Source organism: Janthinobacterium sp. HH106 (assembly GCF_001758725.1).
Taxonomy (GTDB): Bacteria; Pseudomonadota; Gammaproteobacteria; order Burkholderiales; family Burkholderiaceae_D; genus Janthinobacterium.
The window spans coordinates 50,318-74,457 of record NZ_LRIC01000030.1; the positions used below are offsets into that span (position 1 = coordinate 50,318).

At 63.6% G+C, this 24,140-nt stretch carries 23 protein-coding genes; 14 read left to right on the top strand and 9 right to left on the bottom strand.

Annotated elements, in window-relative coordinates:
• Positions 1 to 17: 17 nt before the first annotated feature.
• Entirely contained in the window at positions 18 to 1,502 is a 1,485-nt protein-coding gene (gene gatA, locus JAB8_RS13230; protein ID WP_070289956.1) for an Asp-tRNA(Asn)/Glu-tRNA(Gln) amidotransferase subunit GatA, read from the bottom strand.
• Between the two features lie 53 nt (positions 1,503 to 1,555).
• Entirely contained in the window at positions 1,556 to 1,858 is a 303-nt protein-coding gene (gene gatC, locus JAB8_RS13235; RefSeq protein ID WP_070222787.1) for an Asp-tRNA(Asn)/Glu-tRNA(Gln) amidotransferase subunit GatC, read from the bottom strand.
• A 351-nt stretch (positions 1,859 to 2,209) separates the two neighbouring features.
• On the opposite strand from gatC, the gene JAB8_RS13240 reads away from it, so the two are divergent.
• The 6 genes from JAB8_RS13240 to JAB8_RS13265 all read left to right on the top strand — a co-directional run bounded on the left by JAB8_RS13240 (position 2,210) and on the right by JAB8_RS13265 (position 9,153).
• Positions 2,210 to 3,253 carry a rod shape-determining protein gene (locus JAB8_RS13240; protein WP_010393186.1) on the top strand — a complete coding sequence of 348 codons (1,044 nt, stop codon included), beginning with the start codon at positions 2,210 to 2,212 and terminating at the stop codon, positions 3,251 to 3,253.
• Between the two features lie 108 nt (positions 3,254 to 3,361).
• Entirely contained in the window at positions 3,362 to 4,423 is a 1,062-nt protein-coding gene (gene mreC / locus JAB8_RS13245; RefSeq protein ID WP_070222785.1) for a rod shape-determining protein MreC, read from the top strand.
• Positions 4,420 to 4,932, top strand: a complete 513-nt coding sequence (mreD, locus tag JAB8_RS13250; protein WP_035824494.1) for a rod shape-determining protein MreD — start codon at positions 4,420 to 4,422, stop codon at positions 4,930 to 4,932. The genes mreC and mreD overlap by 4 nt, the downstream gene beginning before the upstream one ends.
• 12 nt (positions 4,933 to 4,944) lie before the next feature.
• The gene (mrdA, locus tag JAB8_RS13255; RefSeq protein WP_070289957.1) at positions 4,945 to 6,918 is read left to right on the top strand and encodes a penicillin-binding protein 2; all 1,974 of its coding nucleotides are present in this window, start codon (positions 4,945 to 4,947) and stop codon (positions 6,916 to 6,918) included.
• A gap of 67 nt (positions 6,919 to 6,985) precedes the next feature.
• Positions 6,986 to 8,101, top strand: a complete 1,116-nt coding sequence (gene rodA, locus JAB8_RS13260) for a rod shape-determining protein RodA (protein WP_070222781.1) — start codon at positions 6,986 to 6,988, stop codon at positions 8,099 to 8,101.
• A complete protein-coding gene (locus JAB8_RS13265) occupies positions 8,101 to 9,153 on the top strand; it encodes a septal ring lytic transglycosylase RlpA family protein (RefSeq protein WP_070289958.1) in 1,053 nt (350 codons plus the stop codon). The genes rodA and JAB8_RS13265 overlap by 1 nt, the downstream gene beginning before the upstream one ends.
• A gap of 160 nt (positions 9,154 to 9,313) precedes the next feature.
• Here JAB8_RS13265 and JAB8_RS13270 read toward each other — a convergent pair whose 3' ends face one another.
• From JAB8_RS13270 to argS, 7 genes are read right to left on the bottom strand one after another with little or no spacing between them, the layout of a single operon-like run.
• Positions 9,314 to 10,003, bottom strand: coding sequence for an SPOR domain-containing protein (locus JAB8_RS13270; RefSeq protein ID WP_070289959.1), 690 nt, complete (start codon positions 10,001 to 10,003; stop codon positions 9,314 to 9,316).
• Positions 9,997 to 10,755 carry a type III pantothenate kinase gene (locus JAB8_RS13275; protein WP_070289961.1) on the bottom strand — a complete coding sequence of 253 codons (759 nt, stop codon included), beginning with the start codon at positions 10,753 to 10,755 and terminating at the stop codon, positions 9,997 to 9,999. Before JAB8_RS13275 ends, JAB8_RS13270 begins: the two co-directional genes overlap by 7 nt.
• A 4-nt stretch (positions 10,756 to 10,759) precedes the next feature.
• Positions 10,760 to 11,563, bottom strand: a complete 804-nt coding sequence (locus JAB8_RS13280) for a biotin--[acetyl-CoA-carboxylase] ligase (RefSeq protein ID WP_070222772.1) — start codon at positions 11,561 to 11,563, stop codon at positions 10,760 to 10,762.
• Positions 11,564 to 11,573: 10 nt separating this feature from the next.
• The gene (locus tag JAB8_RS13285; RefSeq protein WP_070289963.1) at positions 11,574 to 12,335 is read right to left on the bottom strand and encodes an SDR family oxidoreductase; all 762 of its coding nucleotides are present in this window, start codon (positions 12,333 to 12,335) and stop codon (positions 11,574 to 11,576) included.
• A gap of 37 nt (positions 12,336 to 12,372) precedes the next feature.
• Positions 12,373 to 13,044 (bottom strand): thiol:disulfide interchange protein DsbA/DsbL, encoded by a 672-nt coding sequence (locus tag JAB8_RS13290; protein ID WP_070289964.1) that lies wholly within the window; start codon positions 13,042 to 13,044, stop codon positions 12,373 to 12,375.
• A gap of 9 nt (positions 13,045 to 13,053) precedes the next feature.
• A complete protein-coding gene (locus JAB8_RS13295; RefSeq protein WP_070289966.1) occupies positions 13,054 to 13,770 on the bottom strand; it encodes an SPOR domain-containing protein in 717 nt (238 codons plus the stop codon).
• 20 nt (positions 13,771 to 13,790) lie between these two features.
• The gene (gene argS / locus JAB8_RS13300; RefSeq protein ID WP_070289968.1) at positions 13,791 to 15,500 is read right to left on the bottom strand and encodes an arginine--tRNA ligase; all 1,710 of its coding nucleotides are present in this window, start codon (positions 15,498 to 15,500) and stop codon (positions 13,791 to 13,793) included.
• A gap of 375 nt (positions 15,501 to 15,875) precedes the next feature.
• Between argS and rsmB the strand changes: the two genes are divergently transcribed.
• From rsmB to JAB8_RS13340, 8 genes are all read left to right on the top strand, one after another.
• On the top strand, positions 15,876 to 17,297 hold the full coding sequence (gene rsmB / locus JAB8_RS13305) for a 16S rRNA (cytosine(967)-C(5))-methyltransferase RsmB (RefSeq protein WP_070289970.1): 1,422 nt from the start codon (positions 15,876 to 15,878) through the stop codon (positions 17,295 to 17,297).
• Between the two features lie 97 nt (positions 17,298 to 17,394).
• Complete coding sequence (locus JAB8_RS13310) at positions 17,395 to 17,901, top strand: DUF4390 domain-containing protein (protein WP_226939765.1); 507 nt, start codon at positions 17,395 to 17,397, stop codon at positions 17,899 to 17,901.
• Positions 17,901 to 20,198, top strand: coding sequence for an ATP-binding protein (locus JAB8_RS13315; RefSeq protein WP_070222758.1), 2,298 nt, complete (start codon positions 17,901 to 17,903; stop codon positions 20,196 to 20,198). Before JAB8_RS13310 ends, JAB8_RS13315 begins: the two co-directional genes overlap by 1 nt.
• 98 nt (positions 20,199 to 20,296) lie before the next feature.
• Positions 20,297 to 21,016: a response regulator gene (locus JAB8_RS13320; RefSeq protein WP_070289972.1), complete on the top strand. Its 720-nt coding sequence runs from the start codon at positions 20,297 to 20,299 to the stop codon at positions 21,014 to 21,016.
• Entirely contained in the window at positions 21,013 to 21,414 is a 402-nt protein-coding gene (locus tag JAB8_RS13325; protein WP_070289974.1) for a GTPase, read from the top strand. Before JAB8_RS13320 ends, JAB8_RS13325 begins: the two co-directional genes overlap by 4 nt.
• Positions 21,415 to 21,570: 156 nt before the next feature.
• On the top strand, positions 21,571 to 21,828 hold the full coding sequence (locus tag JAB8_RS13330; RefSeq protein ID WP_070222752.1) for a DUF3567 domain-containing protein: 258 nt from the start codon (positions 21,571 to 21,573) through the stop codon (positions 21,826 to 21,828).
• A gap of 86 nt (positions 21,829 to 21,914) precedes the next feature.
• Positions 21,915 to 22,694, top strand: coding sequence for a class II glutamine amidotransferase (locus JAB8_RS13335; RefSeq protein ID WP_071650236.1), 780 nt, complete (start codon positions 21,915 to 21,917; stop codon positions 22,692 to 22,694).
• Between the two features lie 136 nt (positions 22,695 to 22,830).
• Complete coding sequence (locus JAB8_RS13340; protein WP_035824533.1) at positions 22,831 to 24,111, top strand: EAL domain-containing protein; 1,281 nt, start codon at positions 22,831 to 22,833, stop codon at positions 24,109 to 24,111.
• Positions 24,112 to 24,140 lie beyond the last annotated feature (29 nt).

Below are 24,140 nucleotides of genomic sequence, written 5' to 3' on the forward strand. Positions count from 1 at the left end.
ATTTTTTCTTAATTTTCTTAAATGCCGTCAGGGCTGCGCGTATGCCAGTCCGTCACTTGCTGGAATTGGTGGGCCACGTTCAGCAGTTTGGCTTCGCCAAAATAATTGCCGATGATTTGCAGGCCGACGGGGCGCTTGCCATTCTTCTCTCCTGCGCCGAAGCCGCACGGTATCGACATGCCGGGCAGGCCGGCCAGGCTGGTCGACAGGGTGTAGATGTCGGCCAGGTAGTTCGCCACCGGGTCGTCCGTCTTGTCGCCCAGGTCCCAGGCGACGGTCGGCGCGACGGGGCCCATGATGACGTCGCAGACGGCGTTCGGGCCATTCAGGACGGCGTCGAAATCCTGCGCGATCAGGCGGCGGATCTTTTGCGCCTTCAGATAGTAGGCGTCGTAGTAGCCATGGCACAGCACGTAGGTGCCGACCATGATGCGGCGCTGCACTTCCGGACCGAAGCCCTGGGCGCGCGACTTCTTGTACATGTCCTGCAAGTCCTTGTACTCGGCCGCGCGGTGGCCGTAGCGCACGCCGTCGTAGCGCGACAGGTTCGACGATGCTTCGGCCGGGGCGATCATGTAATAGGCGGGAATCGACAGGGCCGTATTCGGCAGCGAGATGTCGACCAGGGTGGCGCCCAGCTTTTCATACTGCGCCAGCGCGCCGCGCACGGCCGCTTCCACGTCCTTGGCCAGGCCCTCGCCGAAGTACTCGCGCGGCACGCCGATGCGCAAGCCCGTCAACGGCTGGCCCAGTTCACGTGAAAAATCTTCCGCCACGCCGCCCTGTTCCGGGGACAGACTGGTCGAGTCGCGTTCGTCGAAGCCGGCCATGGCGGTGAGCAGCAGGGCGCAGTCTTCGGCCGAGCGGGCCATCGGGCCGCCCTGGTCCAGCGACGAGGCAAAGGCGATCATGCCGAAGCGCGAGACGCGGCCATACGTCGGCTTGATGCCGGTGATGCCGCAGAAGGCGGCCGGCTGGCGGATCGAGCCGCCCGTATCGGTGCCGGTAGCCGCTGGCGTGAGGCCGGCGGCGACGGCGGCGGCCGAGCCGCCGGACGAGCCGCCCGGCACGGCTGTTTTATCCCACGGGTTCTGCACGGCGCCGAAGGCCGAGTTCTCGTTGCCGGAACCCATGGCGAATTCATCGCAGTTGACCTTGCCCAAAGTGACCATGCCGGCCGCCTGGAATTTTTCCACCACGGTGGCGTCAAACGGGCTGGCGTAGTTGGCCAGCATTTTCGAGCCGGCCGTCGTGCGCCAGCCTTTCGTGACGAACAAGTCCTTGTGCGCGATCGGCACGCCCGTCAATGGCGTGGCCGTGCCGGCGGCGATGCGCGCGTCGGCGTCGGCTGCTTGCGCCAGGGTCAGCGCACGGTCGACGTGCAGGAAGGCGTTCGAGTTGTCCGCTTCGATGCGGTCGAGGAAATGCGTCGCCAGTGCAACGGCGGAAATTTCCTTGTTCTGCAAAAGCGTGGACAGCTGTTTGATGGATTTTGTATGCATGGCGTTTCTATTGTGATATTCGGCAAGAAGGCGGGAACGGCGCAACGGCGTGTTTATTCGATAACCTTGGGCACCAGGTACAGGCCATCCTGTACCTTCGGCGCCACGGCCTGGTAGGCGTCGCGGCGATTCTGTTCCGTGGCGACGTCTTCGCGCAGGCGCAGGGCGATATTGTCCATGTGGGCGGCCAGCGGGTGGCTCAGGGGCGCCACGCCATCGGTATTGACGGCTTGCATTTGTTCCGCCAGTGCGAAAATCTTGTTCAATTGGGCCAAAGACGTGACGGCCTGGTCGTCAGCCATTTCAAGTTGGGCCAGGTGGGCGATGCGTTTTACGTCGGAGAGTGTCAGGGACATGGCGAATGGCGCGGAGTGCCGCGCATTAGTATTAAGTTGGCGTTTTGATAAAACGCGGGTATTTACTGCTATTTTGCTCACAAAAATCGAGGAATGCCGCGTAACTCGCGGCTGCAAGAGTCGCACTTTTCCATGGTTTTTGAGCAAATCGCATTCAAATTATAAGGTAGAATGGCGGGTTAATGCGTTGCCGGCGCTGATGGACCGCTGCCGCAGCATAGAAAAGATTGCGCAAGCGCCAAGCGAAACCCGAAAAAATCGCCTCCACGGATTTTCAGGGTGCCTGAAAGCGCCCGCTTTGAAACTCCCCATAAACAGCTTTTGCGCAGCTCGATGCGCTACAGGACACTCATGTTTGGTTTTTTACGCAGGTATATCTCCACCGATCTGGCCATTGACTTGGGCACGGCCAACACCCTTATTTATGTACGCGGCCTCGGTATCGTCCTGGACGAGCCATCCGTCGTCGCCATCCGCCAGGAAGGCGGTCCGAATGGCAAGAAGACCATTCAGGCAGTCGGCAAGGAAGCCAAGCAGATGCTGGGCAAAGTGCCGGGCAATATCGAAGCGATTCGTCCGATGAAAGATGGCGTGATCGCCGACTTCACCGTGACCGAACAGATGCTCAAGCAATTCATCCGCATGGTGCATGACTCGAAATTCTTCCGTCCATCGCCGCGCATCATCATTTGCGTGCCGTGCGGTTCGACCCAGGTCGAACGCCGCGCGATCCGCGAATCGGCTCTGGGCGCCGGCGCCTCGCAGGTGTACCTGATCGAGGAACCGATGGCAGCGGCCATCGGCGCGGGCTTGCCCGTGTCGGAAGCGACCGGCTCGATGGTGGTCGACATCGGCGGCGGCACGACGGAAGTGGGCATCATCTCGCTCGGCGGCATGGTCTACAAGGGTTCCGTGCGCGTGGGCGGCGACAAGTTCGATGAAGCCATCGTCAACTACATCCGCCGCAACTACGGCATGCTGATCGGCGAACAGACGGCCGAAGCCATCAAGAAGGCCATCGGTTCGGCTTTCCCTGGTTCGGAAGTGAAGGAAATGGAAGTCAAGGGCCGCAACCTGTCCGAAGGCATTCCGCGTTCGTTCACCATTTCCAGCAACGAGATCCTCGAAGCGCTGACCGACCCGCTGAACAACATCGTCTCGGCCGTGAAAAACGCGCTGGAACAGACGCCGCCGGAACTGGGTGCCGACATCGCCGAAAAAGGCATGATGCTGACGGGCGGCGGTGCACTGCTGCGCGACCTGGACCGCCTGCTGATGGAGGAAACCGGCCTGCCGGTGCTGGTGGCCGAGGACCCGCTCACCTGCGTGGTGCGTGGTTCCGGGATGGCACTGGAACGTATGGACAAGCTCGGCTCGATCTTCTCCTACGAATAATCTGACAGAAGGGCCGGAAACCATTCCGGCCTTTTTTTGGTTTTGGCGCCGGCGTCTGACCGGGGCCTGCACGTTGGCGCACTGCGCCTGGCCTGATTATTGGAAGTCATGGAATACAGTCCTCCGCCACTTTTCAAACAAGGCGCTTCCGCCCGCGTCAAGATGATGGTGTTCGCCGGCATTTCTATCGCTCTGCTGCTGGTCGATTCGCGCATGCACGCGCTGACGGCCGTGCGTCAGGCGGTCGGCACCGTGCTGTATCCGGTGCAGATGGCGGCCCTGGTGCCGCGCGACGTGGCGCTGGGCGTCGGCAATTACTTTTCTTCGCTGTCCGCCCTGGAAAAACAGGTGCGCGACCTGAAGCACGAACAGATCGCCTCGGCGCAGATCCTGCAGCAGGCGCAGCTCAACATCGTTGAAAACAACCACCTGCGCAAGCTGATGGAAGCGCGCGAGCGCGTGCCCGTCAAGACCATGATGGCCGAAGTGCTGTACGACACGCGCGATTCGGCCTCGCGCAAGATCGTGCTCGATCGCGGCATCCAGAACGGCGTGGAACTGGGCCGCCCCGTGATCGACAACCTGGGTGTGGTGGGGCAGGTCACGCGCGTGTTCCCGTTCACCTCCGAAGTAACGCTCTTGACCGATGAAGAGCAGGCCATTCCCGTGCAGCTGCTGCGCAACGGTGTGCGCAGCGTGGCCATCGGCCGCGGCAAGTCGGGCACCATGGAGCTGCGCTTCACGGCCCCCAGCGCCGACATCCAGATCGGCGACATCGTCATCACCTCGGGCCTCGACGGCCTGTACCCGGCCGGCCTGGCCGTGGCGCGCGTGACCCTGGTCGAGCGCAATGCGCATGGCCCGTTCGGCCGCGTCGTGTGCCAGCCGCTGGCCGGCATCGAACGCAACACCCAGCTGCTCATCCTGATGACGTCGCCCGATATTCCGCCGCGCCCGCCCGCCGAAGATGTCAAGACGGGCCGCAAGATCGCCGGCAAGATGGCGCCGATCAAGGACCCGGCCAAGGAGCCTGCCGCCGCCGCGACAGCCCCCGCCGCGAAGCCGCCCGCCAGCGCCGCGCCGAAACCGGCGGCGCCGGCAGGACCTGCCGCAACGCCTGTAACAACGCCAGCACCTGCCGCCGTGCCACCGAAGGAAGCGACACGATGAACCGCCCGCATTACATCCTGCTGCCGGTCAGCCCCCTGTTCATCGGTTTTTCCCTGCTGTGCGCTTTTTTGCTGAATCTGCTGCCATGGGGCCAGTTTGTCGGCGTGCCCGATTTCGTCGCGCTGGTGCTGGTCTTCTGGGGCATCCACCAGCCGCGCAAGGTCGGCATCGGCGTCGCGTTCTTCATGGGCCTGATGATGGACGTGCACGATTCGACCCTGCTGGGCGAGAATGCCTTGGCGTATACCTTGCTGTCGTATTTCGCCATCATGATGCACCGGCGCGTGCTGTGGTTCCCCATCCTGACGCAGGCACTGCACGTGCTGCCGCTGCTGCTGCTGACGCAGGCGCTGCAATTGCTGACGCGGCTGATCGTCTCGGGCCGTTTCCCCGGCTGGCTCAATTTCATCGAGAGCTTCGTCGCCGTCGCCCTCTGGCCTTTCGTGACGTGGATCCTGCTGGCGCCGCAGCGCCGCGCCGTGGACCGCGACCATAACCGGCCGATCTGACGGGCGCCTGCCATGACCGAACTGAAAAATACCGAGCGCGAACTGCATTTTTTCCGCATGCGCCTGACCATCCTGGGCGCGCTCGTCTTCGTCTGCTTTTCGCTGCTGCTGGCGCGCTTCATCTGGCTGCAGGTGATCAAGCACGAGGACTACGCGACCAAGGCTGAGGACAACCGCATCGCCGTGGTGCCCATCGTGCCCACGCGCGGCCTGATCCTCGACCGCAACGGCGTGGTCCTGGCGCGCAATTACTCGGCCTACACGCTGGAAATCACGCCGTCGAAATTGAGCGCCAGCCTCGATTCCGTGATCGACGAGCTGTCGACCCTGGTGCAGATCGACGTCAAGGACCGCCGCCGCTTCAAGAAGCTGCTGGAAGAATCGAAGAACTTCGTCAGCGTGCCGCTGCGCACGCGCCTGACGGACGAGGAAGTGGCGCGCTTCACGGCGCAGCGTTTCCGTTTCCCCGGCGTGGAAGTGCAGGCGCGCCTGTTCCGCCAGTATCCGATGGGCGAGGTGGCCTCGCACGTGGTGGGCTTCATCGGCCGCATCAACCGCAATGAAGCCAAGGCGCTGGAAGAGGGCGAGGACGCGGCCAACTACAACGGCACCGACCATATCGGCAAGGAAGGCCTGGAAAAAAGCTACGAAAAGCAGCTGCATGGCACCACCGGCTACGAAGAAGTGGAAGTGTCGGCCGGCGGGCGCGCCATGCGCACCCTGTCGCGCACGGCGGCCACCCCCGGCAACAACCTGATCCTGTCGATCGACATCGAACTGCAGAAGGTGGTAGAGGAAGCGTTCGGCGAATGGCGCGGCGCGGCCGTGGCCATCGACCCGGCTACGGGCGACATCCTCGCCTACGTCTCCAAGCCAGGCTATGACCCCAACCTGTTCGTCGACGGCATCGACCAGCAAAGCTGGAACGAACTCAATACCTCGCTGGACCGGCCGATGGTCAACCGTCCCCTGTCCGGTACCTACGCGCCCGGTTCGACCTTCAAGCCCTTCATGGCGCTGGCCGCGCTGGAACTGGGCAAGCGTACGCCGAGCCAGTCGATTTCCGATCCCGGCTTCTTCATCCTCGGCGGCCACACCTTCCGCGACGACAAGGTGGGCGGCCATGGCACGGTGGACATGCACAAGTCCATCGTCGTCTCGTGCAACACCTATTACTATCAGCTGGGCCGTGACATGGGCATCGACGCCATCCACGACTTCATGAAGCCGTTCGGCTTCGGCCAGCTGACGGGCATCGACCTGAATAATGAAAAGACGGGCGTGCTGCCGTCGACGGAGTGGAAGCGCAACCGCTTCAAGACGCCGCAGCAGAAAAAATGGGTGGGCGGCGACACGATTTCGGTGAGTAACGGCTCCGGCTACAACTCCTACACGCCGCTGCAGATCGCCCACGCGACGGCCAACCTGGCCAATAACGGCGTGGTGATGAAGCCGCATCTGGTGAAGATCATCGAAGACGCGAGCACGCGTGCGCGCACCCTGACGGTACCGAAGGAAAGCTACCGCATCGCGCTCAAGCAGGAAAACATCGACATCATCAAGCGCGCCATGGTGGGCGTGACCAGCGAGCAGGGCGGTACGGCCGCGCGCATCTTCACCGGCGTGCAGTACACGGTGGGCGGCAAGACGGGCACGGCGCAGGTGGTCGGCATCAAGAAAAACGAGAAGTACAATGCCAAGCTGCTGGCCGAGCGCCTGCGCGACAACGCCCTGTTTACGGCCTTCGCGCCGGCCGACAAGCCGCGCATCGCGATCGCCATCGTGGTGGAAAACGCGGGCTTCGGCGCCGGCGTGGCCGCGCCGATCGCGCGCAAGGCGCTCGACTACTACCTGCTGGGCAAGCGCCCGAGCGACAAGGAAAAGGACACCACCAAGGTGCCCAAGGAAGATGTCGACGAAGTGCGCACCCTGGAAGAAATCACGGACGAGCAGGCCGCCCCGGCGGCGCCTGCCAGACAGCAATGAAACCTTACTTATTACGAGAGGCGCTCGCCATGGCGGCGCGCCCGACCCCAAGGCACTAAGGAAGCACATGCCCATTAACGAGAGGCGTTCGCTGTGGCGGCGCGCCAAACCCTACCTGGCGGTGTTCGATCCGCCGCTGATGATCATCATCCTGATGCTGCTGTGCACCAGCCTGCTGACCCTGTATTCGGCCAGCATCGGCATCCCCGGCAAGATCGAGGACCATCTGCGCAACATCATGCTGTGCTTTTTCGTCATGTGGGTGGCGGCCAACGTCACGCCGCAGATGATGATGCGCATCGCCGTGCCGGCGTACACGGTATCGGTGATCTTGCTGGTGGCCGTGGCGCTGTTCGGCACCATCAAGCTCGGTGCGCGGCGCTGGCTGCATATCGGCGTGATCGACATCCAGCCGTCCGAATTCCTGAAGATCGCCACGCCGCTGATGCTGGCCTGGTTCTTCCAGCATAATGCGGGCGCCCTGCGCTGGAAATCGTTCCTGATGGCGGCCGTGCTGCTGCTGGTGCCCGTCTACCTGATCGCGCGCCAGCCCGACCTGGGCACGGCGCTGCTGGTGGTGGCGGCCGGCTTTACCGTCATCTTCCTGGCCGGCCTGTCGTGGAAGGTGCTGGCCGGCTTGCTGATCACCTTTGTTTCCTGCCTGCCGATCGCCTGGTCGCACCTGCATGATTACCAGCGCGACCGCGTGATGATGCTGATCGACCCGACCAAGGACCCGCTGGGCAAGGGCTTCCATATCATCCAGTCCATCATCGCCATCGGTTCCGGCGGCATGACGGGCAAGGGCTGGACGCACGGCACGCAGGCTCACCTGGAATTCGTTCCGGAGCGCACCACCGACTTCATCTTCGCCGTGTATTCGGAGGAGTTCGGCCTGGTCGGTAATCTGATTTTGATGCTGATGTATTTATTGCTGGTGGGACGGGGGATGATGATCGCCGCCAACGCCCCCAGTTTTTTCACTCGCCTGCTGGCAGGAGCGATAACTATGATTTTCTTTACGTATGCGTTTGTCAACATGGGCATGGTCAGCGGCATCGTGCCGGTGGTCGGCGTTCCCCTTCCATTCCTCAGCTATGGCGGCACCGCGCTGCTGACCCTGGGCGTGGCCACCGGCATCCTGATGAGCATTCAGCGCCACCGCAAGCTGGTGCAGACCTGATGCGGGCGCCTATCGATACCTTCGCCATGCGCGGGCTGAGCCTTGCCGCCTTGCTGACCCTGGCCGCCTGCGGCACCGCGCCGCAAAAGCCCGCGTCGAACAACGTGCCGCTGCCGTCGGGCGGCAAGGTCAAGGTGCCCGTGCGCCAGGATCCCACCTTGCCGGTCTTGCCGGCGGCCGGCTCCGGGCGCGGCGGCTACTACAAGGATGACGGCCCGGGCGACAATCCGCCGGCCAACCTGCGCGACGTGCCCGACGCGGAAGTGCGCAACGAGCCGTATTCGACGCGCTCGAACCGCCCGTATGTCGTCTTCGGCAAGACGTACACGCCGATCACCGACAACGAGCCGTTCAAGCAAAAGGGCACGGGCACTTGGTATGGCAAGAAATTCCATGGCCAGCGCACCTCGTCGGGCGAAATCTACGATATGTACAAGATGACGGCGGCCCATCCGACCTTGCCGATCCCATCGTATGCGCGCGTGACGAGCATCGACAGCGGCGAGCAGGTGATCGTGCGCATCAACGACCGCGGCCCGTTCCACGCCACGCGCGTGATCGACGTGTCCTACACGGCGGCGCTGAAACTGGGCTTTCTCGGCAAGGGCAGCCACCAGGTGGTCGTCGAACGCCTGCTGCCGGCCGATATCGATGCCATCCTGGCGGCCCGCGCGGCGCCCAAGCCGGTGCCGTCGGTGGTGGCCATTTCCATCGATACGCCGGCCGACAGCGAACCGGAAATGCGCGCCGTGGTGCAGCCTGAAATCACCGCGCTGTCAGCGGTCGATGCCACCGTGGCCGCACCCGCGCCAGCGGCGCTGGCCACCGGCTTCTATCTGCAGCTGGGCGCCTATTCGCGTGCGGACAATGCGGAAGCGGGCCGCGCGCAACTGGCGCCGTATGCGCAAACGCTGGGCAATCTTGATGTGGTGCCGGCCGGCCCGTTGTTCCGCCTGTACGGCGGACCGTTCACGAGTCGCACCGATGCGGCGCGCGCGGCGGCCAGCCTGCCGGCGTCGGCGGGTGTCAAACCGATCGTCATTGAGAAATGAGCGTAGGTCGGATTAGCGTGCAAGCGCGTAATCCGACACCATGGTTGGCGTCGCTGGCGTTGTCGGATTACGCGCAAGCGCTAATCCGACCTACCTGGCTGAATCACAGTGAGCATCGCAGGTTGCCTATGTCGGACGCGCAGTAGGTTTGGTCCGGCGCTTATTTACAGGAGCGCAGTTCCTGCTCGTCGAACTGCTTCGTGATCTCGGCCAGCCGCGCGCGCGTGGCGGCGTCGAGGTCGCGGAACTGGTAGGCGAATTGCTTGCTGGCGCTGTAGCGCGGCGCGACGCGGGCGCTGTGCACGCCCTGTTTGTTGAGCGATGCCAGTTGGCTTTGCGCGCTCGTTTCCGACTTGAATACGCCCAGTGAAATGCCCCAGCGCAGCGGGCTGTTTTCGTTCATGATGAAGTAATTCGTCACGCCCAGCTGCTTCAATTCGCCGGCCTTGCGGTCGGCGCCTTCCTTGCTGCCCTGCGGCGGGATATACACCATGTAGCTGGAAATGTCCTGGCCGGCGACGTTCCGGCGCGACTGGCGGTCGCCCAGGCTCAGCGCGGCCACTTGCGCTTCGAAGCGGCGGCCATCGGCCAGCAGGAAATTGCCCACTTCCGTGCACGCATACGATGGCGGCGGCGCCGGGGTTTCTGCGGGGACCGGCGCAGGCGCTGTGGCCACGGCCGGTGCGGTCGCCTGCTCCTGCGTCAGCAAGGTGAGCTTGCCCGCCTGCAGCTGGTTTTTCAGGCGCGCCGGTTCGCGCGTCTCGCTGCGAAAACTGCCCAGATAACCCTGGCCGATGGCCAGCACCAGCAGGTTGACGCCGGCCAGCAGCCAGAAGACGAATTTCAGCATACGTGGTTTCCTTGTGTTCCTGCGGCCCCGGCGCGCGCGGCCGCCTGCAGGCCGATCATAACGATATTGTCGACCAGGTGCAGCGGCACCGCCAGCGCCAGGGCCGGTGCGATGCGCAGTGCGGCGCCGCCCGACAACAGGCAGGCGCTGGCGCCGTGCATGCGCACGGCCCGTTCGATGGCGCCCGCCTGCGCCGCCAGGCAGCCGGAGAGGATGGCGTCGTCCGTATTGTCGGCAAAGCCGGCCGGCAGCACGGCATCGCTGGCGATGTGCGGCAGCTGCGCCGTGTTGCGCGCCAGCGAACTGGCCATCAGTCCCAGTCCCGGCAAGATCATCCCGCCGAGGAAAACGCCGTCGGCCGTGATGGCGTCGATGGTGGTGGCGGTGCCGCAATTGGCGACGATGACGGCCTGGCCAGGCGCCAGCGCGTGCGCGCCGATGGCGGCGGCAAAGCGGTCGCAGCCCAGCTGCGACGGCGCGCGGTAGCCGTTCGTCAGTCCGGCCAGCTGCGGCAGCGAGACAAAGTCACGCGGCGCGACCGGCAGCATGGCGCGCAGGCGCGTGCCGATGACGGCGCCCGCCACGTTCGACAGCAGCGCTTCGCTGATGGCAAGAGTCGCCCAGTGCGCGGCCAGGGTGTCGATCTGTGCATGCGCGACGGCGCCGCTGGCCAGCCAGCCGCCGGGGGCGCTGTCGGCGGCCACGAGCGCCCATTTGATGCGCGTATTGCCGGCGTCGATCAGCAGCAGCATGCGCTCACTCCCCGGCCAGGCGCAAGGACACGTCGCCCGACATGACTTCCTGCAGGCCGCCGTCGGTGCGCAGCAGCAAACGGCCCAGCTGATCGACGCCGGCCGCCACGCCTTGCTGCAGCAGCTGGCCGTTGTCGAGGATTTTCACGTGCTGGCCCTGCCACGCGTGCAGCAGGTTCCAGCGTTCCGCAAACGGCGCAAAGCCCGTGTCGTCGAATTCGGCCAGCACGCCGGCCAGGCGGCTCAGCAGCGCCGCCACCAGGGTGTTGCGCTCCATCTGCGCCAGCCAGGGCACGGCCGAGACGCTGCGGCCGATCTGCCGTTCCAGCGCATCGGGCATCAAGAGATTGATGCCGCAGCCGATGACGGCCCACACGCCGCCGCTATCGTCGCCCTGTGCCTGCTGCGTCTCGACGAGGATGCCGGCCAGCTTGTGGCCATCCTTGAGCAGGTCGTTCGGCCATTTCAGTTGCACCGGCACGCCCAGCGCCGTCATGCTTTCGGCCAGCGCCACGCCGACGGCCAGCGGCAGGCCGACCAGCTGGTGCAGCGGCCCCTTGAAGCGCCAGGCCAGCGAGAACATCAGGCTGGCGTCCGCCTGCGACACCCACGGCCGTCCGGCGCGCCCGCGTCCGGCCGTCTGCTGGCCGGCGATGCGCAGGGTCGGGCCGGCCAGGCTGGCGCAGCGCGCCAGCAGGTCGGCGTTGGTCGATCCCGTTTCATCGACCACTTCGATGGCCACGTGCGAGGCGCCGGTGGCGCAATGGGCGGCGATGGCCGCGCTGTTCAAGTCTGAGTGCTTCGTCATGTTGGTCAGTTCAGTTGCGCGCCTTGTGCGGCGCATTCGCGAAGGCCCGGTCGTAGACGGCATTGGGCAATGCGCGCAGCAGCTTGGCGACGACGCCCATCTGCCACGGGATCACGCGGTAGCTGTCGCCGTCGGCGATGGCGCGCGCGGCGCGCACGGCGAATTTTTCGGCCGGCATCAGGAAGGGCATGCGGTAGGCGTTGTGGCGCGTCATCGGCGTGTCGATGTAGCCGGGCGTGATGGTGACGACCTTGATGCCCGCCGGTTTCAATTCCAGGCGCAGCGATTCGCAGTAGCTGATGACGGCCGCCTTCGAGGCGCTGTAGGCTTCGGCGCCGGGCAGGCCGCGGATGCCGGCCACGCTGCCGATGCCCACCAGGCGTCCGCTGCCCTGGCTTTTCATTGTGGAGATAAAAGGCGCGAAAGTGGCGACGGTGGCCGTGACGTTGATGGCGATGAGGCGCGCGAAGGCGTCGAGGTCTTCCGCGTGTTCGCTCAGAGTGCCATAGGACACGCCGGCGCTGGCGATGACGACGTCGATGCCGCCGGCGTGGGCGATGAAGTCCTGTGCTGCGCCTTTCAGTGCGGCGTGGTCGCACACGTCGACGGCGTAGGCGCGGTGGCGTTCAGGGTGGGGCAGGGAAGCGATCAGTTGCTGCAGCGCGTCGCCGCGGCGGGCCAGCAAGCCCAGTTGGGCACCCCGGCGCGCGTACTGCAGCGCCAGGGCGGCACCCAGTCCGCTCGACGCGCCCGTGATGAAAACGCGATGCATCAGGCGATGCCCGGGCGCGCCAGGGAAGTGGCCATGCTTATTTCTTTTCCGCTTTGGCTTTCGCGACCAGCACGTCCATCACGGTGAGCGCCTGGGCGTTCAGCTGCTCTTCGTTCTTGGCCGACTTGCTGCCCTGATCGGCTTGCGAAGGCGAGGTGATGTAGCGGCCGTCGATGGCGATCATGGGCCAGAACGTCACGTTATAGCCCTGCATCATGGCGTCCGCGCGGCGCACGCGGGCCGAGACGCCCATCGAACGGTAGGTGTCGATAAACTTCTGGCGGTCCACGCCCTGCTTGGCGATGAAGTCGAAGACGGCGTCGTCGGTATTCAGGCGGTTGCGTTCCACGTGCATGGCGTGGAAGACGCTGGTGTGCAGCTTGTCGACCAGGCCCATGGCTTGCAGGGTGAAGAACAGCCGCTGTTGCGGCGCCACGCTCTCGTCGCGCGACACGTGCACGCGCTTGAAGACGATGTTGTCGCCCTGTTTCTTGACCCAGGCGGCCAGTTGCGGCTCGAGCACGTTGCAATGCGGGCAGTAATAGGCGAAGAATTCCGTCACTTCGATTTTCTTGCCCGATTCCGTCGCCTGCGGCGTGGGCAGGGTTTCGTATTCGACGCCGTTCTTCGGCTCGGCCGGCGAGGCCGATGCGCCCATGGCGGCGGTGCACAGTGCGGCGGCGATCAGGATGTTTTTCAGAAAACGCATGCTGGTTCCTTATTTTTGGTTGCGGACGACGGCGACATCGATGCCGTTTTCAGACAGTTTGGTGCGCGCGCGGTTCATCGCTTCGAGCTGGTTGAACGGCCCGACGCGCACGCGGTGCAGCACGCCGGCATCGGTGCTGCGGTCGCTGATGGCCGCTTCGAAGCCGAGCAGCGCCAGTTTGCCGCGCGTGCTTTCGGCGTCCGACATGTCATGGAAGGCGCCGGCCTGCAGATAATAAATCCATTTGTCGCTGGCTGCATCGGCCTTGGCTTCTTTCACGTCGGCCTTCGCTTGCGGTGCTGGCGCCGCTGGTGCGGCCGCCGGCGTTTTCGGCGCCGGCTTGTCCTTCAAGGTACCGATCAATTCCTGCAGCGCGTCCGGCGGCGGTGCCTTCGGCTGCTGCGCGGGTGCTGGCGCCGGCGCCGGTGCGGCTGGCTGCGTCGGCGTGACGATCTCGCGCGGCTCCTTGGAGAAGTCGCGCGCCGCTTCCTTGGCCGCTTCCTTGTTGCCGTACATCGGCTTGTTCGGGTCGGCGATCTGGCCGGCCGTCGGTTCGGCCGATTTGCCGGCCTTGCCCGATTTGTCGGTGAAGGGCGAGGCGCCCTTGGTGATCACCAGGGCGACCACCACGGCGATGCCCAGGCCGATGACCAGGCCGATGATGATGCCGACCAGGGTATTGCCCTGCTGGCGCCGGGTCGAAGAGAAGCGGGAAGCATGATTCATTGACGGTTTGACCTTCGCGATTACATTTTGTTTGGCGCGGACACGCCGATCAGTGCCAGGCCGTTGCGCAGCACCTGGCGCGCGGCGACGACGAGGGCCAGGCGGGCCATCTTGACGGCGTCGTCCTCGACCAGCACTTTTTCGGCAAAGTAGAAGCTGTGCAGGTTGGCGGCCAGCTCGCGCAGGTAGAAGGCGACCTGGTGCGGTCCCAGTTCCGCTTGCGCGCGCGCCAGCATTTCCGGGTAGGCGGCCAGGGTTGCCAGCAGGGTCGCTTCGGTCGGTGCCGTCAGGGCGGACAGGTCGACCCCGGCGATAGTGTTTTCATCGCCGCCCCAGTTTTCCAGGATGCGGCAGATGCGCGCATGCGCGTACTGCACGTAATACACGGGGTTTTCATCGGTGGTTTTCAGCGCCACGTCGACGTCGAAGACGAATTCCGTGTCGGCCTTGCGCGAGATCAGGAAGAAGCGCACGGCGTCGCGGCCCTTGGCGATGTCGCCGCCGCCCGACCATTCGATCAGGTCGCGCACGGTCACGTAGGAGCCGGCGCGTTTCGAAATCTTGACTTCTTCGCCGTCCTTCATGACGGTGACCATCTTGTGCAGCACGTAGTCGGGGTAGCCTTGCGGGATGCCCATGTCGACGGCCTGCAGGCCGGCGCGCACGCGCGCGATGGTGCCGTGGTGGTCGCTGCCCTGGATATTGATGGCCTGCACGAAGCCGCGCTGCCATTTCACCAGGTGATACGCGACGTCGGGCACGAAATACGTGTAGGTGCCGTCCGTCTTGCGCATGACTCTGTCCTTGTCATCGCCGAAGTCGGTCGTGCGCAGCCACAGCGCGCCATCCTGCTCGTAGGTGTGGCCCGCCTTGATCAAGGTTTCCACCGCGCTGTTGACCTTGCCGTCCGCGTACAGCGACGATTCCAGGTAGTAATTGTCGAACTTCACGCCAAACGCCTGCAAGTCGATGTCCTGCTCGTTGCGCAGGTAGGTGACGGCGAACGGGCGGATCGAATCGATGTCTTCCACATTGCCGTTGGCCGTCGCTGGCAAGCCGTCGCTGGCCGCAACCGTCTTGCCGGCCTTGAAGTCGCTGGCGATGTCGGCGATGTAGTCGCCGTTGTAGGCGGACTCGGGCCATTCGGCGTCGCCGGGCTTGAAGCCGCGCGCGCGCGCCTGCACGGAGTTGGCCAGGGTCTGGATCTGCACGCCCGCGTCGTTGTAATAGAACTCGCGCGTCACCTGGTAGCCTTGCGCGTCGAACAGCGAGGACAGGGCGTCGCCCAGGGCCGCCTGGCGGCCATGGCCCACGTGCAGCGGACCGGTCGGGTTGGCCGAGACGAATTCCAGGATGACTTGCTTGCCGGCGCCTGCCGTGCTGCGGCCATAGCGATCGCTTTCGCCCAGGATGGTCTTGATGACGGCCTGCTTGGCGGCGGCGGAGACGCGCACGTTGATGAAGCCGGGACCGGCGATTTCCACTGCTTCGACCAGGCCCTTGCCGGCCGGGTTGGCCAGCACGGCCGTCACGATGGTTTGCGCCAGTTCGCGCGGGTTCTGTTTCAGCTGCTTGGCCAGTTGCATGGCGATATTGCAGGCGACGTCGCCATGCGATGCATCGCGTGGTCGCTCGAGCACCACGGTAGGCTCAAGCGAAGTGCCGGCCAGGACGGGAGCGAGGGCGGCCTGGAACAGGGCGATGATTTCTTGTTTCTGTTGGGCGAGCATGAGCAGGATGGCGGTGGAACCGCGTTAAGAATGAATAGAATGAATCGAAAAGCAAAACGGACGGCCATGACATCGCCGCCCAGACTGCGTTAATTATACTGGTTTGCTGCCGGGAACAATACGCTAGCCGGCAGTGTCCCCGTGCTGGCGCGTTTCACGATATTATCAGGACAGCATGCCCATGTTGGTGCGCGAAAACATCAGCATGGCGCATTCTGCTTGTATATATGCAGTTTTTTGCCGCAATTTACATGTATCGCTGCAATCGCTTGGGTCAGAGGACGCCACAAACGCTACAATCGACCCTTTATTGATGACGCGCGGCCGCGACTTTGCCTCCATGCAGCCCGCCGCGCGCAGCCACACCGGATAACTATGAACAAGCGCCCCACGCTGAAATTGAAAACCAAGCCGGCGCCAGGCCAGGCGCCTGCCGCACCGAAATTGCGTCCCAGCTACCATCCCGACCTGAAACCGGTCTTGCAGCCAGGCTTCCAACCCGATTTGCGCGCCGACTCGCTGGCGTTTTGCCTGCTGGGCGCGGCCAATGCCGTGGCGCAAGTGCGCACGGGCACGGCCCTGCCGCAGGCGCTGGCCAAGGTGTTTGCGCAATCGAACGCCAGCCCGCAGGCGCGCGGCGCCATCCAGGATATTTCCTACCGCACCATGCGTCAGCTGGGCCGCAGCGAAACGCTGGTCGGACTGATGACGTCGAAGGCGCCGGAGCCGCCGATGCTCGCAGCCCTGCTGTGCTGCGCGCTGTCCTTGATGTCGGCCGAGCCGGGCGAGCAGCCGTACGAAGAATTCACGGTGGTCGACCAGGCTGTCACGGTGGCCACCTCGCACCCTGACCTGGCGCACGCCAAGGGCATGGTCAACGCCGTCTTGCGCCGCTTCTTGCGCGAGCGCAAGTCCTTGCTGGAAGCGGCCTTGCAGCAACCTTTGGCGCAATGGAATTATCCGCAGTGGTGGATCGATTCGCTGCGCCTGGCTTACCCGCGCGACTGGCAAGCCATTTTGACGGCCGGCAATGCCGTGCCGCCATTGACCTTGCGCGTGAACCGCCGCAAGAGCACGGTCGAAGCCTACCTGGCCGTGTTGCAGGAAGCGGGTATCGCCGCGCGCCAGGTGGGACCGTTCGCCGTGCGACTGGACAAGCCGATCGGCGTGGCGCTGATCCCCGGCTTCGAGCAAGGTGTCGTCTCCGTGCAGGATGCTGGCGCGCAACTGGCCGCGCCGCTGCTGGATTTGCAGGACGGCATGCGCGTGCTCGATGCCTGTGCGGCGCCGGGCGGCAAGACGTGCCATATCCTGGAACTGGCCGACGTGCACGTGACGGCCATCGATGCGGACGCCAAGCGCCTGCCGCGCATCGCGGAAAACCTCGAGCGCCTGGGCCTGGACGCGACCTTGAAGGCGCAGGACGCGCAATCGAGCGCATGGTGGGACGGCCAGCAGTACGACCGCATCCTGGCCGATGTGCCGTGCACGGCCTCGGGCATCGTGCGCCGCCATCCCGATATCCGCTGGTTGCGCCGCAAGGGCGACGCGTTCCAACTTGCAACACTTTCATCCAAAATTCTGGACAACCTGTGGCAGATGCTGCGCCCCGATGGTAAATTGCTGTTCGTGACATGTTCGTTGTGGCCGCAAGAGTCCGAGGCACAGGCGGCGGCATTTGCGGTGCGCAATAATGCGACCCGATTGACAGCGCCTGGCCAGCTGTTGCCGACTGGCAGCGCGGAGCAGGACCACGACGGTTTGTTCTATGCGCTATTCCAAAAAAATGCGGCTTGAGCGATTCGTCGAACCTTTTCTCACGGACACTACCGGCACACTTGTGACAACACGACTCTTCCGACTCCTGGCCCTGCTGCTGATGCTGGCATGTACCATGCCACGCGCGCATGCCGCCGATATGGTCGAGATCACCCGTGCCTACATCGAGGCCAGCGAAGAGGGCTACAAGCTGGCCGCCACGTATTCCTTCGAGCTCAATCATGACCTCGACGATGCCGTGCAGCATGGCGTGCCGCTGTATTTCACGACGGAAATCGAACTGACCCGGCCCCGCTGGTACTGGTTCGATGAAAAAGCCATCGTGGCGCGCCAGACCAGCAAGCTGTCGTACAACGTGCTCACACGCCAGTACCATGTGTCGGGCGGCGGCTTGCAGCAAAGCTTTCCCACGCTCGACGATGCGCTGTTCCTGATCCGCCGTCCCAGCCGCTGGCTGGTGGCGCGGCGCGGCGAGCTGAAAGTGGGGCAGACGTATAACGTCACCTTGCGCATGGGCATGGACCGCGATTACCTGCCCAAGCCGATACAGGTCAATGCCTTCAATAACAGCGACTGGCGCCTGGCTTCGAATAAAAAAACCTTCTTGTATACGGCGGAGTAGTGAGTCAAGCATTGCGCTATCTGCTGGTGGTGGGCGGCGGCATAGTCAGTATCCTGCTGTTCCTGCTGGCATCGGCTTCCGATAATTCCGGCTTTTTCGACCGTTACTACACCTGGCTGCTGGGCCTGAACGCGGCCGTGGCCGTGTCCCTGCTGGCGCTGGTGGGCATTTCCCTGGGGCGCCTGTACGCGCGCTACAAGAGCGGCAAGTTCGGCTCCAAGCTGATGACGCGCCTGGTGATGCTGTTCGCCGCCGTCGGCATCCTGCCGGGCCTGGTGATTTTCCTTGTCTCTGTGCAATTTGTCTCCCACTCGATCGAATCCTGGTTCAACGTCAAGATCGAAGCGGCGCTGGAATCGGGGATTGAGCTGGGCCGTGCCGGCCTCGATGCGGCCCTGGTCGAGCTCGACCACCGGGGCCACAAGGCCGTCGAAGAAATGGGCGCCGACCCGGTGGCCGGCCCGGCCGTGCTGACCAGCCTGCTGCGCGAAGAGGGCATGCAAAATGCCATGCTCGTCAGCGGCGACGGCGTGCTGCTGGCCAGCGCCGGGCCGCACAGCGCGGCCGACTTGCCGACGCCGGCCATGCTGGTGCAGGCAGCCTTGCCGGCCGGCTATGCCTCCGCCGAAGGGGGACTGGAATTGCACGACGACGGCACGGAGTCGGGCGGCGGCGGTTTCCGCTCGGGCTTGCCGGCGTCGCTGGAAACGGCGGCCAGCCTGCGCCTGCGCGTGCTGGTGGCCGTGCCGGGACCGTCCGTCTCGCCCCGCTACCTGCAACTGCTGCAATCGGTGCCGCCCAAGCTGGCGACGAATGGCGAGGTGCTGCGCGCCGCCTACAGCGAGTACAAGGAACGTTTCGTCGCGCGCGTGGGACTGCGCAAGATGTACATGGAAATCCTCACCTTGACTTTGCTGCTGGCTATCTTTGGCGCCATCGGCAGTGCTTTCCTGATCGCGGGCAACCTGGCCCAGCCCCTGCTGCTGCTGGCCGAGGGCACGCGCGCCGTGGCCGAGGGCGACCTGTCGCCGCGCCCCATCGTCGCCACCAAGGATGAACTGGGTACCTTGACGCAATCGTTCAACATCATGACGCGCCAGCTGCTCGATGCGCGCACGGCCGTGGAAAGCAACCGCGCCGCGCTGCAAAACGCCAAGGCCCACCTGGAATCGGTACTGGCGAATATGTCGGCCGGCGTGATGGTGCTCGATGGCGACTTTAAACTGGTGACCTGCAATGAATCGGTCGAGCGCATCCTCCAGCATTCCGGGATGAGCATGGTGGGCCAGCCGCTGGCGCAGATTGCTGGAATGGAAGAATTTGGCGGCGCCATCATCAGCGCCTTCACGGCGCAAAGCGCGCAATCGGCGTCGGGCCGCAACCAGCAGCGCCTGCATTGGCAGCGCCAGATCGAGATTCCGCGCCGTCTGGGCAGCAGTGCCGACGAGCATGACATCACCTTGCTGGCGCGCGGCTCGCGCCTGCCGCTGGAGTCGGGCAGCGGCTACATCGTCGTGTTCGATGATATTTCCGACGTCATTTCCGCGCAGCGCTCGATCGCCTGGGGCGAGGTGGCGCGCCGCCTGGCGCATGAAATCAAGAATCCGCTCACGCCGATCCAGCTGTCGGCCGAACGCCTGCAGATGAAGCTCGAAGGCAAGCTGGAGCAGCCCGATGCAGACCTGCTCAGCCGCGCCACCACCACCATCGTCAAGCAGGTCGATGCGATGAAGCGCATGGTCGACGACTTCCGCGACTATGCGCGCACGCCGCCGGCCGTGCTCGTGCCCCTGCGCCTGAACGAGCTGATCGAAGAGATCCTGAACCTGTACCTGCGCGGCGACGATGGCGACATCATCCACCCGCTGCTGGCGCCGAATCTGCCGATGGTGATGGGCGATCCGACCCAGTTGCGCCAGGTGATCCATAACCTGCTGCAGAACGCGCAGGACGCCATGGCCGACCTGCCGCCGGATTCGCCGCATCCGCGGATTGACGTAAGGACGGAAGCAATTCATTATCGCAGTGCGGACGGCGGCGTGAATATCGCCGTGCGGCTGGCCATCACCGACAATGGTCCTGGTTTTGCGCCAAAAATCTTGGCGCGCGCCTTCGAGCCGTATGTGACCTCGAAAGCCCGCGGCACGGGATTGGGCCTGGCGATGGTCAAGAAAATTATCGATGAACACGGCGGACGCATCGATATCGAGAACCGGGTCGACGGCAATGGCGCTTCGGTGGTCATTTTGCTGTTAAAGTTAGCTCCCGACACTCCTGCCCAGGAATTCCTGGCGTGAGGGTCTGGTTTAGTATTTAAAACACTAATAAAATCATAGTTGTCCGCCGTGTACATCTTGTGCGCGACGGCCGGCGAAATGAGGAAGGCAAGACACGAATGGCAAACATACTCGTAGTGGATGATGAAATGGGTATCCGTGAGTTGCTCTCGGAAATTCTGGGCGACGAAGGACATGCTATCCAGCTGGCCGAAAATGCGCAGCAGGCGCGCGAAGCGCGTGCCGCCGGTGCGCCGGATCTGGTATTGCTGGATATCTGGATGCCCGACACCGATGGCGTCACCTTGCTCAAGGAGTGGCAGCGCGATGGCTTGCTGACCATGCCGGTGATCATGATGTCGGGCCACGCCACCATCGATACGGCGGTCGAGGCGACGCGCATCGGCGCCATGAATTTCCTGGAAAAACCGATTGCCTTGCAAAAACTGCTGAAAGCGGTCCAGCAAGGCTTGACGCGGGCACAGGAAACCGTGCGCGCGCCGAGCGTGGCGCCGCGTCCCGCGGCACCCGTGGTGACCGAGGAAAGCAGCCATTCCGTGCCCAGCTTTGGCGGCAGCGCGCCGCAACAGCTGATGGTGCGTCCAGGCATCGCCGTACCGGCGGTGGCCGAAGGCCATGGCTACAACCTGTCGTTCGACTTGCCGCTGCGCGAGGCGCGCGATGCGTTCGAGCGCATGTATTTCGAACACCACCTGGGCCGCGAAGGCGGCAGCATGACCCGCGTGGCAGAAAAAACGGGCCTCGAACGCACCCATTTGTACCGCAAACTGAAACAGCTGGGCGTCGAACCGGGCAAGCTGGCCAAGAAAGGCCTGTGACGTCAGCCGTACGGCGTCCGACGCCGCTGACCCTGGTCAGCGGTGCTTGCGCGGCCGGGCGCGAGGCGGCCATCGCGCAAGCCTTGCAGCCTGACCAGCCGGCCGCCGTGATCCTCGAGGGTCTCGCTGACGGCAACGCCATCCTGGCCGACCTGGCCGAACAAATTTCTCCTTCTCCATCGTTTCCACTGCAACTGTTGCGTATTGCGCCCGGCTGCCTGTGCTGCAGCGGCAATCTCGTATTGCGTGTAACATTAAATCGTCTGCTGCGCCATCCACCCGCGCGCCTGTTCATCAGCCTGGCCGACGCCTCGCATATCGAACAGCTGCGCACCTGGCTGACGGCCAGTCCCTACGATGTCCTGCTGGTGCTGGAACCGGACCTGCTTGTTTCCTGAACGCGGCTTTCTGACGGTATTACCGCAGTCGCAGTTTGCATCTCGTTACAACTCTGTAGCCCGCAGGGTGGCCCGGCCGCTTGAAATGGCGGCGTGGGGACCCCACCTCTGTCCTGAAACCGCAAGAGTTTCTCTTGCTTGAGCGAAGGATGCAAAATGAACCTGATCTATAACAGCGAACAATACAGCGTCGTGGAATTCGGCGTCGATGGCGACCTGGAAGCCCTGCGCTTCGGCGGCTATGAAATCGTCGACAAGGGCGGCAAACGCGAGACTTTCATCGCGGGAGTCCTCGCGCAAAACTTCCGCCGCGACGTCACGGAATTGATCGCCAGCGAACCGAGCATGGAAGAGATCGATGAATTTTTGGGCAGCTATGATTCCCTCATGAGCCAGCCGGTCCTGTTGCACTGATTCTGGCTGTCTGATGGCCATCGCCACCATACCAATCCGCAAGGCGGCGTGGTATGGTGGGCATGTTATCCCGCTGCAAACAGACCATGTGCCAACTTCTCGGAATGAATTGCAATGTCCCCACGGATATTGTCTTTAGTTTTACCGGCTTCGCCATGCGCGGCGGCCATACCGATACCCACCATGACGGCTGGGGCATCGCCTTTTTCGAGGGCGCCGGCGTGCGCCATTTCGTCGATCACCAGGCAGCCATCGCCTCGCCCGTGGCCGAACTGATCAAGCGCTACCCCATCAAGTCGCGCAATGTCATCGCGCACATCCGCAAGGCCACGCAAGGCCAGGTGGCGCTGGAAAACTGCCACCCGTTCGTGCGCGAACTGTGGGGCCGCTACTGGGTCTTTGCCCACAATGGCGATTTGAAGGAGTTCAACCCCGTGCTGACGGGTAGCTACCGCCCCGTCGGCTGCACGGACAGCGAACTGGCTTTCTGCTACCTGCTGCAGGAGCTGCACGCGCGCTTCGGCGACGCCCCGCCGGCCTTGCCGCAACTGCATGCCGCGCTGGCGGAGCTGTTGCCAGGCATCGCTGCCCACGGCACGTTCAACATGATGCTGTCGAGCGGCGAGGCGTTGTTTGCCCATTGCTCGACCAGTTTGCACTATCTGGTGCGACAACATCCGTTTCCAACTGCTAAACTCTCCGATGAAGACCTGAGCGTGGACTTTTCCCAGGTGACGACGCCCCAGGACAGAGTGGCCGTGATCGTTACCCAGCCGCTGACGACGAATGAACAATGGACGGCGTTTGCGCCCGGCGAATTGAAATTATTTGTCGATGGGATGGTGCAAGACACGCCAGTGGCCTGATTTTTGACGACAATAGCCTTGATTACTGCCAAAATACCCACAGCGCGGGCGAAATTCAGCTAAAGTATTGTCAATAGTGAACCTTGATGCGGGCGCCGCGCGGCCGGTGTCACTCGACGTGATTGATGAAGAGTTAATGATCGATATTTCCAGCAACGACATCACCCCGAAACCCTTGCGCGTGCGCGAGTTCTATCTGGGGCGACAACCTATCCTCGACCGCAACCAGGCCCTGTTCGGCTATGAGTTGCTATTTCGCAACGCTCCGGTCGGTCCCGCCAACATTACCAGCGACCTGTCCGCCACGGCCTCCGTGATCGCCCACGCTTCCCAGCTGGGCATGGAAAAAGTCATCGGTGACGCGCTCGGTTTCGTCAACGTCGACGCCGACGTGATCATGAGCGACATCTTCGTTTTCCTGCCGCGCGAAAAAGTCGTGCTGGAAATCGTCGAATCGATGCCCGTCACGCCGGAAGTGCGCGCGCGCATCAGCGAACTGGTGGGCCACGGCTTTACTTTCGCGCTGGAAAACGTCGTCTCCGATACGGCGCAAGTGCAGGAACTGTTGCCGTTGGTGCAATACGTCAAGATGGACATGAGCACGGTCGACCCGAAAGTGCTGGCAGCGCTGGCGCCCCGTTTCAAGCAGGAAAACAAGAAACTGGTGGCGGAGAAGGTCGAGACGCGCGAAGAATTCAAGTCGGGCCTGGACCTGGGCTTCGATTATTTCCAGGGTTATTACTTTGCCAAGCCCGCCATCATGACGGGCAAGAAGCTGTCGCCATCGCAACTGGCCGTCATGGAACTGATGACACTGGTGACCTCCGATGCCGACAACATGGACATCGAGCGCGCCATCAAGCGCGACGTGTCGCTGGCCCTGAACCTGTTGCGCCTGGTCAATACGCCGGCCGTGGGTGCGCGCCAGCGCATCGATTCGCTGAGCCAGGCCGTGACCGTGCTGGGCCGCCGCCAGCTGCAGCGCTGGCTGCAAATCATGCTGTACGCGGAGCCAAGCAAGCGTGGCCATAGTATGACGCCGCTGCTGATGCTGGCGACCACGCGCGGCCGTTTGCTCGAATTGCTCGCGCATAAACTGCGCCCGAACCATGCCCATTCGGCCGATATCGCCTTTACGGTCGGCATCATGTCGCTGATGGATACCCTGTTCGGCGTGCCGATGTCGGAAATCCTCAGCCAGATCGAAGTGATCGACGAAGTGGCCGAAGCGCTGCTGTCGCGCGAAGGCTTCTACGGCGACCTGCTGCGCCTGGCCGAATGCATCGAACGCATCGAAGACATGGAAGGCGAGATCGTGCCGACCTTGCGCGACCTGGCCATGTCGCCGGACGACCTGGTGGAACTGGAAATGGCGGCCTATGAATGGAGCGATAACGTAGTGCGTTATGCGCTGTAAGTTGGATTAGGTGGGGCCGCCGAGGCCCA